The organism is Niastella vici (assembly GCF_002077945.1).
Lineage (GTDB): Bacteria > Bacteroidota > Bacteroidia > Chitinophagales > Chitinophagaceae > Niastella > Niastella vici.
In genome coordinates this window covers 209,641-225,744 of sequence record NZ_LVYD01000042.1, presented here as the reverse complement: position 1 = coordinate 225,744, position 16,104 = coordinate 209,641, and the positions used below count along the sequence as shown (strand labels likewise).

Annotated in this window: 12 protein-coding genes; 9 read left to right on the top strand and 3 right to left on the bottom strand. The window is 46.3% G+C overall.

The window, feature by feature from the left end; all coding sequences use genetic code 11:
* The first annotated feature begins 3 nt into the window (after nt 1-3).
* The 3 genes from A3860_RS12205 (at nt 4) to mobA (ending at nt 2,578) form a co-directional block, all read left to right on the top strand.
* Nucleotides 4-1,491 carry a rubredoxin gene (locus tag A3860_RS12205; RefSeq protein ID WP_081146982.1) on the top strand — a complete coding sequence of 496 codons (1,488 nt, stop codon included), beginning with the start codon at nt 4-6 and terminating at the stop codon, nt 1,489-1,491.
* 164 nt (nt 1,492-1,655) lie between these two features.
* Nucleotides 1,656-1,943, top strand: coding sequence for a SelT/SelW/SelH family protein (locus A3860_RS12200; RefSeq protein WP_081146981.1), 288 nt, complete (start codon nt 1,656-1,658; stop codon nt 1,941-1,943).
* Between the two features lie 35 nt (nt 1,944-1,978).
* On the top strand, nt 1,979-2,578 hold the full coding sequence (mobA, locus tag A3860_RS12195; RefSeq protein WP_158085216.1) for a molybdenum cofactor guanylyltransferase: 600 nt from the start codon (nt 1,979-1,981) through the stop codon (nt 2,576-2,578).
* A 9-nt stretch (nt 2,579-2,587) separates the two neighbouring features.
* Here mobA and A3860_RS12190 read toward each other — a convergent pair whose 3' ends face one another.
* From A3860_RS12190 to A3860_RS12180, 3 genes are all read right to left on the bottom strand, one after another.
* Nucleotides 2,588-4,027 (bottom strand): aminotransferase-like domain-containing protein, encoded by a 1,440-nt coding sequence (locus A3860_RS12190; protein ID WP_081146979.1) that lies wholly within the window; start codon nt 4,025-4,027, stop codon nt 2,588-2,590.
* A 407-nt stretch (nt 4,028-4,434) separates the two neighbouring features.
* Nucleotides 4,435-5,118 (bottom strand): ribose-5-phosphate isomerase RpiA, encoded by a 684-nt coding sequence (gene rpiA / locus A3860_RS12185; RefSeq protein WP_081146978.1) that lies wholly within the window; start codon nt 5,116-5,118, stop codon nt 4,435-4,437.
* Between the two features lie 109 nt (nt 5,119-5,227).
* On the bottom strand, nt 5,228-6,265 hold the full coding sequence (locus tag A3860_RS12180; RefSeq protein ID WP_081146977.1) for a LacI family DNA-binding transcriptional regulator: 1,038 nt from the start codon (nt 6,263-6,265) through the stop codon (nt 5,228-5,230).
* A 219-nt stretch (nt 6,266-6,484) separates the two neighbouring features.
* Here A3860_RS12180 and A3860_RS12175 point away from each other — a divergent pair, with 219 nt between their 5' ends.
* The 6 genes from A3860_RS12175 (at nt 6,485) to A3860_RS12150 (ending at nt 16,087) form a co-directional block, all read left to right on the top strand.
* A complete protein-coding gene (locus A3860_RS12175; protein ID WP_081146976.1) occupies nt 6,485-6,811 on the top strand; it encodes a hypothetical protein in 327 nt (108 codons plus the stop codon).
* Between the two features lie 330 nt (nt 6,812-7,141).
* Nucleotides 7,142-10,381: a SusC/RagA family TonB-linked outer membrane protein gene (locus tag A3860_RS12170; RefSeq protein WP_081146975.1), complete on the top strand. Its 3,240-nt coding sequence runs from the start codon at nt 7,142-7,144 to the stop codon at nt 10,379-10,381.
* A gap of 10 nt (nt 10,382-10,391) precedes the next feature.
* The gene (locus A3860_RS12165; protein ID WP_081146974.1) at nt 10,392-12,248 is read left to right on the top strand and encodes a RagB/SusD family nutrient uptake outer membrane protein; all 1,857 of its coding nucleotides are present in this window, start codon (nt 10,392-10,394) and stop codon (nt 12,246-12,248) included.
* 19 nt (nt 12,249-12,267) lie between these two features.
* The gene (locus A3860_RS12160) at nt 12,268-13,908 is read left to right on the top strand and encodes a DUF5123 domain-containing protein (protein ID WP_158085215.1); all 1,641 of its coding nucleotides are present in this window, start codon (nt 12,268-12,270) and stop codon (nt 13,906-13,908) included.
* 37 nt (nt 13,909-13,945) lie between these two features.
* Nucleotides 13,946-15,346 carry a pectate lyase family protein gene (locus A3860_RS12155; protein WP_216823423.1) on the top strand — a complete coding sequence of 467 codons (1,401 nt, stop codon included), beginning with the start codon at nt 13,946-13,948 and terminating at the stop codon, nt 15,344-15,346.
* Between the two features lie 6 nt (nt 15,347-15,352).
* The gene (locus A3860_RS12150) at nt 15,353-16,087 is read left to right on the top strand and encodes a rhamnogalacturonan acetylesterase (protein WP_081146972.1); all 735 of its coding nucleotides are present in this window, start codon (nt 15,353-15,355) and stop codon (nt 16,085-16,087) included.
* The last annotated feature ends 17 nt before the right edge of the window (nt 16,088-16,104 follow it).

The window sequence follows — 16,104 nt, the reverse complement described above, 5'->3', positions numbered from 1 at the left end:
AACATGCGAAAGTATCATCATATAAAGATCAATCTTCCCGGCGGTATAGTAGCTGCCGGTGACCTGCATGCGTGGATGGAGGCTGCCGAACGTTGTGGAGTTGACCAGGTTCAATTTGGTAACCGGCAACAATTGTTTTGCCGTGCCGACAGCAATAATGAAAAAGAATTCCGCACAGCGTTGGACCAGCTGGGCGTTGTATATGAAGTGAACAGGGATGAGTATTCAAACATCCTTACCTCCTATGTGGCAGAAGATGTGTTTCAGAATTCCAACTGGTTAAGCGAAGGCGTATATAAAGATATTCTTGGCCTGTTCGATTATCGCCCGCGGTTGAAGCTGAACCTGGTTGATGCCAACCAGAGCTTTATTCCCTTCTTTACCGGGAATATCAATTTTATTTCATCACCGGTAAATAACTACTGGTATTTATACATCCGTTTTCCCAAAACCACGGTCATCTATTGCTGGAAAGGATTGATATATTCAGATGATATTCCGCGTATGACCCGGTTGCTCGAAGAAGCCATCATTGACAACAAAACGCTTACCGATGGCGATGTGTTGTATGAAATGGTGCATAAGAAGGAACAGTTCATAATGCAACCGGTTACTGCCGAACTGAGCATACCCAAATTTGCCCTGCCTTATTACGAAGGTTTTAACCGCTATGGCGAAAAGACCTGGCTGGGCATTTATCGCCGCGATGAATGTTTTCCGGTTTCGTTCCTGAAAGATATAGCCTCCATTTGTTTGAAGACCAAGGTAGGGCAGTTGTATGTTACACCCTGGAAATCGCTTATTGTAAAAGGTATTGCGCAAAACGACCGCACGGCCTGGGAATATGTGCTGAACACGTACCGCATCAATGTGCACCATGCGGCCAATGAGCTCAACTGGCAGGTAGAAGACCTGAGTGAAGAAGGCCTGAACCTGAAACGGTATATCATTCGTCAGTTCGATAAAGATGATGTACGTACGCACGGATTGAGCTTCGCTATTAAAACCAAACCCAAGAGCGGTTTATTTGGTTTGTTTGGTGCAGTAGTGATCGCAAAGCAAAACAATACAAGCCGTAACAAGAGCGCTTCAATGAACCGCTACGATATTATGTACACCAGGGATTTTAATCCCAATTCCCGGGAGTATATCTTATTTCGCAAGGCAGTGCAAAAGGAGGAACTGGGCGCTTACTTAATTTCGCTCTGCAAATATTTTTATGATCTCACTACCGAGGCCGATAAAATTTTGCACAGTGTTTACCGGCAGGAAGTGGTACAGGAGCCCACCGTTAAAACGGCGGTAAATGTGCCCGTTATTTATCAATGTAAGCATTGTTTTACCGTGTATGATGAACAGTATGGCGATAGTATAAATGATATTGCCGCGGGTACCTCATTCAGCCAGTTGCCCAATACGTATAGTTGCCCGGTATGTGAATCGTCAAAATCTGAGTTTCAGGCGGTAAAAGCAGAAGGGGCTAAGGTATAGGCAAACTTGCCAATAAATCATCATATTTAACATACTTTTTACCTGCAGGCCCTGAGGCCCGCCGCCGGAAGGCCGAAGTGTAGAAACGTTCACCTCCCCAAATTGTGACTTATACCAGGTTCCGGGTGCTTGTGCTATGGCCCCTGAACCCTTATCTTTGTCGCATGAAACCTACTATTACAATAGAATATTGTCCCAAATGCGGATGGTTGCTGCGTGCCGCGTATATGGCACAGGAGTTGTTGACAACCTTTGCCGATGAATTGCAGGGCGTGTTGTTGATGCCCAGTGAGGTTAGTGGCCGGTACACTATTTGCATCGGAGACCAGAAGGTTTTTGATCGAAAAGAAATAGGCGGTTTCCTTGAAATTAAAGAAGTTAAGCAGTTAGTGCGCGATGTGGTGGCGCCGGGCAAAAGCCTGGGACATGCCGATCGCAAAGTGCATGACTGATTGCTTTAATTGATCACCTTACCAGTATGTATATTATGGAAAACCTGTTAGGTGTAATATTATGTGGTGGCGAAAGCAAACGCATGGGTGCTGATAAAGGCCTGTTGCCAATTCGCAATACCATCTGGGCCAAACATATGCATGAGAAGCTGGCCATGTTCCATTTACCGGTGGTGTATTCGGTAAATACACAACAGGTACATACGTATTGCGAAGAGGTTTCTCCCGAATTACTCGTGGTTGATAATGCTGAGGTGGAAGGCCCGTTGAAGGGGCTGCTCAGTGTTCATCAACAATTTCCCGATAAAGACCTGCTGTTACTGGCTTGCGATATGCTCGATCTGGATGCCGGTTCCATCGATCACCTGTTGCAGGAATATATGCGCGATAACCAGTACGATTTTTATGTATACCAGGACGTTGATTTTGCACAACCATTTTGTGGTATCTACACACGTACCGGTTTGGAAAAAGTGGCGGGCCGTATTATGATCGGCCGCCTGAAGAATTACAGTCTGCAGGCCATATTTGATGAAGGTTGTACGCAACGTTTGCAAATGCGCACCCAGCATGTATTCCGCAATTATAATTCAAACGCCGATATAGAAGCGTATTTTGAGCACCCACCGGCCTGAAGTCTCACCTCAGCCCATTTTTTTTACCAATCCGCCTAATATTCGTAATCCCCGTTCAACCCCATCATTCCACGGCTGCCCATAGCCGATGCGCATATAATTGCTGTACCGATCGCGCATGGAGAATATTCTGCCCGGTGCTACCGATACCTGGTATTTCATAGCTTCCTGGTACAATTGGAACGTGTTCACCTTTTTATTCAGCTCGAGCCACAGCACAAAACCACCCTGCGGCCGCGATACCTTGGTATTTTCAGGAAAATGATCGAGTATGCCCTGTACATACCGCAGTTGTTGGGTATGCAGGGCGGTACGTAATTTTTTCAAATGATAATCGAACCGGCCTATGCTAAGAAAGTGCGCCATGGCCTGCTGCGTAATGGTAACCCCCGTAATGGTATGCCGCATTTTTAACCGCGTTAGTTGTTCCCTGAACCGGCCGGGAATGCACCACCCGATGCGATAACCCGGCGCCAGTGATTTGCTGATGGAAGCGCAATACAGTACCCAGCCTTCGGTGTCATAAGTTTTGCAGCAGCGCGGCCGGTGTTGACCGAAATACAATTCGCCATAAATATCATCTTCTATAAGGGGAATGCGGTGTTTAGTGATGAGCTCAACCAGCGCCTTTTTATTTTCATCGGGCATACAACAGCCGAGCGGGTTGTTAAAGCTGGGCACAAACACACAGGCTTTTATGTTCGATGTTTTAATGGCCTGCTCCAGGTAGTTGAGATCTATACCGGTTACCGCATCGGTGGGTATTTCAATAACGTGTAAGCCAAGGGTTTCCATCACCTGAAAAATGCCAAAGAAAGTAGGCGTTTCAATGGCTACCGTATCACCTGGGCGGGTAACTGCCTGCAAAGAAAGAGACAGCGCTTCCATACAACCGGCGGTGATCACCACATCATTGGCGCTGATCTTTCCGCCCCAGTTAAAAGCCATGCGGGCTACCTGTTTGCGCAGTTCCAGGTTTCCCTGGGTGTCTTCATATTGTATACAACTGGTTGGCGAATGGCGGAATGCATGCACAATGCTTTTATTCAATTTGGCTGTAGGCAATAGTTCCTTGGCCGGGGCCGCAATGGCCAGGTTGGTGATGTCGGAGGCGCTCAGTTTTTTAAAAACGGCTGCTACCATTTCATCAACACTGATTGTGCCGGCAAGGGTTTCGGGTTTGGGCGCCGCGGGCAGGGCGGGGAACCGCTTTTGGTTAAAGCGAACATAATAACCCGATTTGGGGCGGCTCTCGATCAGTCCTTTTCCTTCGAGGTAATAATAGGCCTGAAAGGCCGTACCCATGCTGATGCCGTACTCATCGCTCAGCATGCGTACCGAAGGCAGCTTGTCGCCGATCTTCAGGATCTCATTGTGGATCATCTGTTCAAGGCTGCCGGCGATCTGCAGGTACAGGTGATCGGTGCCGTTCAGTTTGTTCTTTTGCATCTGTGGTTGGGATCTGATATAGTTAAAGTTACAAAAACCGTATCTGATACACAAATGGGTGTGATTCGGAGGCTACTCCTCCAACGGCTGGCGGTGGCCGGGGGCACTTCGGTTAGGTTGTGGTTTGGTTGTGGTCGTATTGTGGTAATATTAGGTTAACCTTTTGTTTACCCCTTAGGTAAAAAAAAGGAAATGAAAAGGTAAAGGCAATATTACCCTAACATAGAGGGTACCTGAAGAAGGGAGAAGAAAAGCCAACCAGGGGGTAATGAAAAGGAGAAGCGGGGGTAACCGGGAGGTAAAGAATACCTAAGCAGGAGGTAACCAGGGGGTGAAGAAATGATTTTGCTGATGTTGAAAATCAGCTGGTTGCGAAGCGGCGAGGTAACCAGGAGGTAAAGAAACCCCTATCGGTGCATCGTTTCCGTTTTGCCATCAGGATAACCTATCAACGCCAGGTCGGCCATGTTTACGAAGAGGCCATTATCAACAACCCCGGGAATGGCATTGAGCTCATAGGTTAATACATCGGGCTGTTCAATACGTTCAAAGTGGCAATCCAGCATGTAATGATTATGATCAGAAATAAAAGGCTGGTTATCCTGCATGCGAAGGATGGCTTCCACATTATAGGTTTCCCTGATGTTGCGTTGAACCTGTTTCCACCCGAAGGGGATCACTTCAACCGGTAAGGGGTATTTACCCAGTTGGGGTACCAGTTTTGACTGGTCGGCCAGAATAAGCAGTTCGCGCGAAGCCGCGGCCACCATTTTTTCCTGCAGCAGGGCGCCACCGCCGCCTTTTATCAATTGCAGTTGCGTATCAATTTCATCGGCGCCATCGATGGTAATGTCTATACGGTCAATATCGTTTAGTTCGGCCAGGGCAATATTCTGTTGGGCGGCCAGTGAAGCCGTATGTTTTGAAGTGGGAATGGCCCTGAAGAAAAGTCCTTTCTTTACGCGTTTACCGAGCTCCATAATAAGCCAGTAAACCGTAGAGCCGGAACCAATACCAACGGTCATATTGTTTTGAACCAGTTGAGCTGCTTGTTGGGCTACCAGTTGTTTGATCTCATCCTGCGTAAGCATAGAATGAAGATAATTTGAAAATTTGTTAATTGAGCAATCGTGAAAAATATTATGATTCACTGGTTTTACCAATGGAAAAAATCATTGTAAGGAGTAATTAAAAATTACTTTAGTGGCTGGGGGGCGTCGAACTCTCCCTGGTAAACAACTCCGTATCCAGTATCCGGGTCTCAAACTCAGTAACGGGGCGTTTGCTTTCAATGATAGAAATAAGCAATTCCGTAGCGGCCTGTCCCATGTCAAAAGCCGGCTGGCGCACGGCAGAAAGCGGCGGGTTAAACAGCTCGGCTATATTGGTATTGGTAAATCCGATAATAGAAATGTCATCGGGGATCTTTTTGCCGGCGGCTTTCAGGGCTGTGAGGCAGGAAGTAGTAATGCGGTCGCTGGCCGTTACAATGGCATCGGGCTTTTGGCGGCCGCTGAACATTTTCTGGATCTCGCCTTCAATTTCCTCATAGATCATACCCCCATGCAGGGTATAATGCACCAGCTTTTCATCATAAGGCAGGTTATTCTTTTTCAGGGCTTCTTTATAGCCCTGCAATCTTTCCCTGGTAATTGACAAATTAGGCGAATTGGTGATATGCGCAATACGCGTAAAACCCTTGTTGATGAGGTGCTGGGTAGCGTCAAAAGCGCCTTTTACGTTATTGGCTGTGACCTTATGGGTATTTATTTCATCGGTGATGCGGTCGAAGAAAACAATGGGCAGTCCTTTATCGTGCAACTGTTTCAGATGCGAAAGGTCTATCGTTTCGTTCGAGAGGGATACCAGCAACCCATCAACCGAGCGCGAGGCCAGGTGTTGAATGGTAACTTTCTCCCGTTCGTACGATTCGTGGCTCTGGGAAATAATAACATGGTACCCCCGGTTGTAGGCAATAGATTCAATCCCGTTGATCGCCTGCGAAAAAAACGTATTAGCAATCTCGCTGACGACCACCCCGATCGACCGGCTTTTGCGCTCTTTCAGGCTTAAAGCGATCGGATTGGGCCGGTAATTTATCTTTTCGGCATACTCGAGTACCAGTTTTTTTGTTTCAGGACTTATCTCATAGCTTCCGCGCAATGCACGCGAAACCGTAGAAGTTGAAAGTCCCAGTGCCCTGGCAATATCTTTTATGGTTACAGTCTCAAATTTCACAGTGTGTCAGCAAAGTACAACTAAAAATAGTCTTTTTTCTATAAGGGTGATATATACCTTTTTAAAAATATGGTGGGGCGCCGAAAACCGGTAACTATGAAGAAAGTGCTATGAACTGCAAACTGTAAAACTATTGGTAGGGAACCGGCAACTATGAACTGTAAACTTTGAACTGAAAACTTTGAACTGAAAAACTGAGAACTAAGAAACTGTATTCTTTTGACGGTTCCAGCCTGGGCAACAACTCCCCTTACGGCCGACGGTATCATTATACTGCCTGATTATTTTTATGCCTTTGATTCGGTTAATACCCGCCGTGATATTACAGTTACCTGGTGCAAGGTAACTTCGGCCACGAACGTTAAATCAATGCGCTGCCTCGCTGAATTGAATACCGGCGCTACTGGCGACCCTTATTGCCCGGCCATGCGTGCCGGAATGGCCTCGTATTTCGTAACAGGTAAAAGCGAATTGTTCCCCTTCGGCCAGGCAACCATTGATTCGTGCCAGGGCAATCTGATACAGAACCCGGGTATCAATAAATAATGTGTGTCAAACACTTATCCCGATGCATCGGAACGTTTTTTATTTTATGTGCTACATCTTGCTTCCTGTTTTTCATTTCATGCATTGGTTTCAACCCGGTAATCACAACATACTCATACGCTGCACTTTACCTTAAATATTTTTCTGACCTCGTTGCCGGGAACGATTGCATAGAAAAATGCATACGGATTGTCTGATTTTAGCAAATAACTCTCTAAAATTGACATTGGATTATAGTTAAAGACGATTGCAAAAAAAAATGTGTACGAGGTTTCTGGCCCTTCATCAGGTATCCGGAATCTATTAGAACCCCCAAAATTGAACTGCCATATGAGTAGAATTACTTTGGTGATCCTTCTATGTGTGTCCCCATTCTTTCTATTTGCCCAATCCCGAATAATCAAAGGAACTATTACCGATGAAAAAGGTTTACCGATGGCCGGTGTAAGTGTGTTGCTCAAGAACACACAGAGCGCGACAAACGGTACCCAAACAGATGCTGCAGGTAAATTTACCCTCACAGTAAATGCTGCCGGCAAAGTAACCTTGGTGTTTAGTTACCTGGGCTATAAAAAAACCGAAGCATCGACAGATGGTTCCAAACCACTGGAAATTCAGCTGGATAAAGAAGACAACAATCTCGATGATGTTGTCGTGATAGGTTATGGTAAAGCCAAAAAAAGAGACCTCACCGGTGCGGTGGGAATCGTTAGCGGTAAAGACCTCATGAAGACGCCGGTAGCCAATGCTGCCGAAGCGCTTACCGGTAAAGTGGCCGGTTTACAGATCACTACTACCGAAGGTTCGCCCGATGCAGAAATAAAAGTTCGGTTGCGTGGCGGTACTTCCATCTCACAGGATAACTCGCCCTTATATATTGTGGATGGGTTCCCGGTAAGCAACATCAATAACATTGCTGCTTCCAGCATCGAGACCCTAACCTTTTTAAAAGATGCGGCTTCTACCGCTATTTACGGTTCACGCGCCAGTAACGGGGTATTCCTGATCACTACGAAGGAAGGTAAGGCCGGAAAATTAACGGTTTCAGCCAATGCCTATGGCGGGTTCCGGAAAATAACCAAAGAATTGAATGTACTGAACCCATATGAGTATGTTAAATACCAGTATGAAGTAGATCCCGATCCGGCTTCCACTACTTTCGAAAACTATTACGGTGAATTCAAAGACCTGGATATTTATAAATCAATAAAAGGCACCGACTGGCAAAAAGAAGTATTCGGCCGCAGTGCTCAGCAACGGTATTACAATGTGAATTTGAATGGCGGTTCTAAAACAACGCGTTTTAACCTGGGCCTTACCCGCAATAAAGAAGAAAGTATCATGTTGGGCTCAGGGTACGAACGCAATAACCTCGACTTTAAACTCAATGGTGAAATAACGCCAAAGCTCACCTTCGATTTTAATACCCGCCTCGGCTATATGAAGATCGATGGCGCCGGTGTGAACGTAGGGGCAGGGTCAGTTACCCGTTTGCGTAACTCTATCAAGTATGCGCCAACCCGTGGGTTGAGTGAGTTTGATCAAAGTGCGGTTGATGATAATACCGTTACTGCCGAAGACCAGAGTTTGCTGTACGACCCCGTAGCTTCTGCCAATGATGAATACAAAAAGCAAACGCGTCTGAACAGTACGTTCAATGGAGGCCTTACCTGGAAGATCATGGAAGGCTTAAGCTTCCGGTCTGAAGGTGGTTTTGAATTCAGGAATGAACGCACCGATAATGTGTGGGGGCCGCATACGTATAATGCCCAGCAATATGCCGGTCAGCCTATTGGTAATATTTATACATTGGGTGGAACCTCTTATCGTATTTCCAATTATGTGACCTTCGACAAACCGAACCTTTTTCCCGGCCAGAATTTAAACGTGGTGGCGGGGCAGGAAAGCATGTCGAGCGGATACAAGGAGATCACCAACGAATCGCGGTTCTTCCCCGCACTGATGAAATATGAAGAGGTGCTGGCCAATATGAACTTTGGTACGCCCATTCCAACCGTAACCTATATTGCCGCTAATGATCGTATGAACTCCTATTTCGGCCGGCTTAATTATACCTTCAACAATAAGTATATCTTAACGGCCACCTTCCGTGCCGATGGATCCAGCAAATTTGCAAAGGGACACCAGTGGGGTTATTTCCCTTCCGTAGCTGGTGCCTGGAAAATATCTGAAGAAGAATGGTTGAACCGGCAAGCCTGGCTGAGCCAGTTGAAACTGAGGGCCAGTTATGGTGCAACTGGTAACAACCGCATTCAGGCCGGTCAATGGCAAATGAAGTATATCACCAGCAATGAAAATAAACCCTATTACCTCGGTGAAGCGGAAGCCCGCAATTTTATTCCCGATAACTTATTATACAACCCCTTGTTGAAATGGGAAACTACCCTGATAAGAAATGTGGGACTTGACTTTGCTTTCTTCAATAACAGGTTAAGCGGTACCGTTGATCTGTATCAGAACACAACAAAAGATCTGTTGATACAACAACCGGTTCCACCGATATCAGGCTATACCGGTCAGTTGCAAAATGCGGGACAAACAACCAACCGCGGTATTGAATTAACGCTCGATGGAGCACTCGTAAATACAAAAGATTTCAGCCTGTCGGTTGCTTTTAATATTGGTTTTAACAGGAACCGGGTCGATAAATTCAAAGTGGGCGATTTAAATTATAAAGCATACAGCTCAGGCTGGAATGGTACCGCTCAACCGCTGGAAGATTACCTGGTAAAAGAAGGCCAGCCCGTTGGACAGATGTACGGCTATGTAACCGATGGCATGTACACCTTTGATGATTTTACCTTTAACAACAGCACCAAAAAATGGGAGCTTAATAAAGGGGTGCCTGATAACAGCGCCCTCATTTCGCCCGGTTATTTTGGTCCCGGCATTCTGAAGTTCAAAGATATCAGCGGCGCAAAAGGCGAACCCGATGACAGTATTACTACCGCCGACAAAACCGTGATTGGTAATGCCAACCCCAAACATTCGGGTGGTTTTAACCTGAATATGCGGTTTAAGGGTTTTGACTTCCTGGCATTCTTTAACTGGACCTACGGAAACAAGATCTATAATGCCAATAAGATCGATTATACAACCTTATTGCTCAGCCGTAAATACCAGAATGTGCTGGCTGAAATGGACCTGAATCACCGGTTCACTATCATAGACCCTGAAACCGGATATAATGTAGCAACCGGCGCCAATGCCAATCCCGAGCGCCTGATGCAATTAAATGAGAACGCTACTATCTGGAGTCCTTTAATGACGGTAACACCCTTACATTCCTGGGCTATTGAAGACGGATCGTTTTTGCGCCTGAACACTGTGACGGTGGGCTACACAATTCCCCGGAATTTGTTGCGCCGCGCTCACATCGCCAACGTGCGGGTATATGTAACAGCGTACAACCTGCATACCTGGACGAACTATTCAGGCTTCGATCCCGAAGTAGATACCCGCAGAAGTCCGCCCCTGACACCAGGTGTTGATTTCTCTGCTTATCCAAAAAGCCGCTCATTTGTAGGTGGTATTAACGTAACATTTTAATTGACTTGCTATGAAGAAAAGATTATCTATACTATTAATAGCTGCCGCAGGCTTATCTATAACCGCATGTAAGAAGGATTACCTGAATACTTCTTCACCCTCTGAATTTACCCCCGACCTGGTATTTTCATCAACACAGTATACTGATTTTGCCCTCACCGGAACCTATGCCCTCCTTACACAGGATTACCTGTATTCGGCCCGGTTACCGTTGAACTATGCAACCAATTCAGATATTGAAGTAGCAGGCGCCGACAACACCTCATACAAAGAGAACAGTACCCGCGGTTTGTCGAACTACCTGGGTACGCCCGATAATTCGGCCCTTGCCCGCGAGTGGACGACCATTTACAAAATGATTGAGCGCGCCAATTTGTGTATAGACGGCATTCGAACCAGCGCCATCATGAAAACGGCTGATTCATCAACCATGAAAGCGTTCCTGGGCGAAGCGATCACCTTACGGTCGCTGGCTTATTTTGAACTGGTGAAGAACTGGGGCGATGTACCCTACAAAGCAGAGCCCACCAAATACGATCTGTCGAATGTGTACCTGGCGCCCTTGGACAGGGACTCTATTTATGATCACCTGCTCACCGACCTGCAGGAAGCAGAGAATTATGTTCCCTGGGTGGGCAGCGGCACCGGTACATATGCTACTGTAGAAAGAGTGACAAAAGGATTTATAAAAGGATTGATCGCCCGTATTGCCCTGTTCCGCGGCGGTTACAGTTTGCGCAACCGCAATGGCAACTATGTCACCGAGCGGGGCAGCAACTGGCAAACCTATTACACGCTGGCGCGTACAAAATGCCAGGAGATCATGACCTATGGCAAGCACAAGCTGAACACCAGCTATATTGATATCTGGAAAAAATTATGCGCCCTGCAACTGGACGCTACCTACCAGGAAAACCTGTTTGAAGTGGCCAACGGATTGGGACGCAGCGGTGAAATGGGTTACTCTATAGGCGTACGTTTTTACACCAATGCAAAATATGGATTTGGTAATAACGCCAACGTGGTGAATACCACCGCCTGGTATTTCTATATGTTCGACAGGCAGGACCTGCGCCGCGATGCTACGGTTGCCTATTATACCTACAGCAATGGATCTGCCGACATTAAGGAAGTATTTCAAACCAATCCCATGTCGTATAACTTTGCCAAATGGGACCAACGCTATATGGGCACCAGCTGGAGCGCCATAAACAAAAGCGCTTCCGGAAAATTTGGTTATGGTATAAACTGGTCGGTTATGCGGTATTCAGATGTGCTGCTGATGTTTGCCGAAACCGAGAATGCCCTCAATGGACCAACCAATTTGGCAAAAGATGCATTGAAACAGGTACGTAACCGGGCCTTTCCCGATTCAGTAAAAGCTACCAAAGTAGAGGCCTATGTAAATGCACTCACAGATCAAACTTCTTTCTTCAACGCCCTTGTAAATGAAAGAGCGTATGAGTTTGGCGGCGAAGCCGTTCGCAAATACGACCTCATTCGCTGGAACCTGCTGGTGAGCAAAATACAGGAGCAACGCGATGGGTTTAAAAAGATGCTGAATGGCCAGGCGCCTTATGATGTGTTGCCAACTTACCTGTTCTATAAATACAATTCAGATAACGAAACCCTCGATAAAGCAAACATTAATTTCTATGAAGACAAAGGGTCGGCCGATATTACCGGTTACACCAGGGTGACCTGGTTGTCGACCATGGCCGCTTCAACCAAGACCACTTACTCAGACCGCGTTGACCTGTTCAGCAGCGGGTTGAATTCAGTTATTCCGAACCGGCACCTGTATCCCTTTGCGACTTCGACAATCGCCGAATCACAAGGCACTTTAAAGAACGCATATGGATTTTAAACCCTTAATCTTCGTAGCAATGAAATCAACCAATATAAATAAGATCTTCCTTACGGCAGTAATAGCCGGCCTTATATGCACGGGAATTATATCGTGTAAGAAATTCAACGACTGGGATGCAGATGCCAGCTATAACCGGTTGTTCACACCTTCTGACCTGGCTGCCAGTGTTGACGGGGTTAACGTTACGCTGAAATGGAAAGCGAAACCCAATACCGACTCCTATACAATAGAGTTTAGTAAAGACAGCCTGAAGTTCACCACAATAATTAGAAAGTATTCAACCCGTGGAACTAAAAATACAGATGGCTACACCTATTTTGCGGTACCCGACCAGTTCGATCAGGTAACGCAATACTCCGTACGTGTAAAAGGTATTGATTCGGCCGGAACGCCGGAATCGAACTGGGCAGCCATTCTTTTCAAAAGCGGCAAGTTCCCTTCCATTCTTAATTCGGCTACCATCAGTGACATTACAGATGTGGCCATCAGGGCAAGCTGGACGAACACCGGCGATGCCGCAACAACCATTAAGATCCTGAAAGCCGGCGATAGTTCTGTGGTAAAAACAGTAACGCTTACCAGCACTGATCTCACCAATCAGTATACAGTTATATCAGGGTTAACCCCGGCTACCGGCTATATACTCTATATTTACAGTGGTACAAAAGTGCGCGGCTGGTACGATTTCTCCACCAAAGCAACACTTTCGGGTAGTGTTATCGACTTAAGAAGTATAACCGGTGTGCCTTCCATTTTGGCTGATACCCTGCCAGATATTGCAGCGGGCAGTACGGTTATCCTGAAAAAGGGGACCACTTATGAAATGACAAACTCTTATTCTTTCAATAAAACAGTTTCAATCATCAGTGGTGACGATCTTACTACCACCACGCCGGCTACTATCTATTTTAAAGGAACTACCGGCAATAACTTCGATGTTGTAAGCGGCAGTGTCATCGACTCTATTTCATTGACCAATGTTATTATAACGAGTGATGATGTGAGCGCAAGTGCCAAATATGCATTCAACATCAGCCAGCCCTGTACAATAGGAAAGATCTCACTTGAATCGTGCACCGGGCAGTATTTCAGGGGTTTGATAAGAACGAAGGACAATACAATGAATATTTCAACCATCTCCATCAACAATTGTATTGTCAGCGATCTGGGAAGTTATGGTTTAATAACAGTCGATAATGCCGCCAATAAGATTGATAACATTCTGGTGACCAACTCAACGATCTACCGGGTGGGTGCAACGGTTGTGAAGAATGTGCGCAACAGTTTGACCAGTGTAATTAAAATTGAATACTGCACTGTCAATGAAGCGCCATTATACGCCAACTACCTTATTGACCTGAACACGTTTACTGTAACAACAGGCATCAGCATAAACAATAACATTTTTGGTGTAGGTAAAGCAAGCGGCGCCAATGTCTCTGTAAAAGGGTGCCGTTCGGGCACTACTGCCACAGGTACCGGCAACTATACCACATCAGATTATATTTCAAGCGGAAATGCCTTACCCGGGGTTACAGCCTACGCGGGGGCATCAACTGCATTGTTTACCGATGTTGTAGGCGGCAACTTTAAAGTTACCGACGGAACGTTCGGCGGAAAAAGTTCAGCAGGCGACCCCCGTTGGTGGTGGCACTAGTTCAGGAGAAAAAGTTTCGATGTAAATGAACAGGTACATGATAAACTACAAAAGAAAGCAGTTGTTATTTTTATTTGGTATAGTTATAGGCATCGGCGTAAAAGCCCAGCCCATAGCTTTTCCCGGCGCTGAAGGTTTTGGTCAGTATACCACCGGCGGCCGGGGTGGTAAAGTGTTTGTGGTAACAACCCTCGATGATGATGGCGACGGCAGTTTCAGAAGGGCCGTGCAGGCTAAAGGTGCGCGCATTGTTGTATTTGCGGTTTCAGGCACCATTCATTTACAATCAAAGCTCGATATAAAAGGCGACGTTACCATCGCCGGGCAAACTGCGCCCGGTGATGGCATCTGTTTGGCCGACTATTCCGTTTTTCTCGCTGGCGATAACATCATTGTGCGCTATCTGCGGTTTCGCATGGGCGATAAAAACCAGAAAGGCGGCATGGTAGATGGCAATGGCGGGGATGACGCATTTGGCGGAACCAAACGCAGGAACATCATCATCGATCATTGCTCCATGAGCTGGAGCACCGATGAAGCGTTCTCTGTTTACAACGGCGATAGCACCACCCTTCAATGGAACCTGATTGCAGAACCATTGAACTACAGCTATCATTTTGAAACCGGCGATAAAGATTATGAGCACCATGGTTATGGCGGCATTTGGGGTGGCAAACATTTATCGGCCCACCATAATCTCTTTGCACATTGTAACAGCCGCAACCCGCGGTTCAATGGAATCAGGAATTCGCCCGAAGATAATGTTGATTTCAGGAACAACGTTATATACAACTGGGGCGGTAATAGTGCGTATGCCGGTGAAGGTGGCAATTATAACATTGTGAACAATTATTACCGGTATGGCCCTGAAACAAAAAAGAATGTGATGTACCGGGTGGTAAATCCCTGGAGTAAACCGCCTAAGATCCCCTATGGTAAATTTTTTGTAGATGGCAATTATGTTGACGGCTCCTATGAAGTAAGCAACAACAACTGGCTGGGTGTACAACTGGGCGAAAAGAATGGCGATGATCCTGCGCTGGCAAAAGCGGCCGCGCCCTTTGCCATAGTACCGGTTACCACTCAAAATGCCAAAGACGCGTTTGAGCTGGTGTTGAACCAGGTGGGTTGCAGCTTACCGGCAAGGGATACACTCGATGAACGCATCATCAATGATGTAAAACACCGGAAGGGCCGGTTTGTGGATGTACAGGGCGGTTACCCCCATGGTACAGAATATGCAGCCACCGTAAATGCATGGCCGGCATTACGATCATTGCCCGCAGCACCCGATAAAGATCAGGATGGTATGCCCGATGACTGGGAAACAAAAAATAAATTGAACCCGGCCGATACCAGCGATGCAGCTGCCAACACATTGGATAAACAGTATACGAATATTGAAGTGTATATAAATAGTCTGGCCGATAAAAAATAAACAAACATGAAGAGACTGGCAATTATTGGATTGATGTTATTGATAGCTTTTGCCCTGCCGCCAAAAAAGAAGATCACGGTGTGGCTGATAGGCGATTCAACCATGTCGGTAAAAGCTACAAACACCTATCCCGAAACCGGCTGGGGAATGCCCTTTGTTTATTTTTTTGATTCAACCGTAACAGTTGATAACCGGGCGCAGAATGGCCGCAGTACCAGAACGTTTATGGAAGAGAACCGCTGGGCGCCCGTGGTGGCGGCTATGCAGGAAGGTGATTATGTGTTTGTTCAGTTTGGACATAATGATGAAGTAAAAACAAAGAAGAGCTATACTACAGAAGCGGAATTTAAAGCCAATCTTGTAAAATACATTTCCGATACCCGCAACAAAAAGGCCAACCCGGTATTGCTAACGCCGGTAGCACGCCGCAATTTCGATTCAACAGGTCATGTGGTTGGCACCCATGATGTGTATGCACAAATTGTGCGCGATGTGGCCAAAGAGAACAATGTACCGTTGATTGACCTGGATAAGGAAGCACAGGCGTTGTACCAGCAATGGGGAGTCGACAAATCAAAACTGTTGTTCAATCACCTGGCGCCTGATGAGCATCCGAACTATCCAAAAGGAAAAGAAGACAACACTCATTTCAATGAACTGGGCGCCAGAATGATCGCAGAGATCGTTCTGAAAAATATTAAAACCCTCGGGTTGGAGTTAGCGGAGAGAATAAGAAAGTAGGGGATCCCATTTTACTG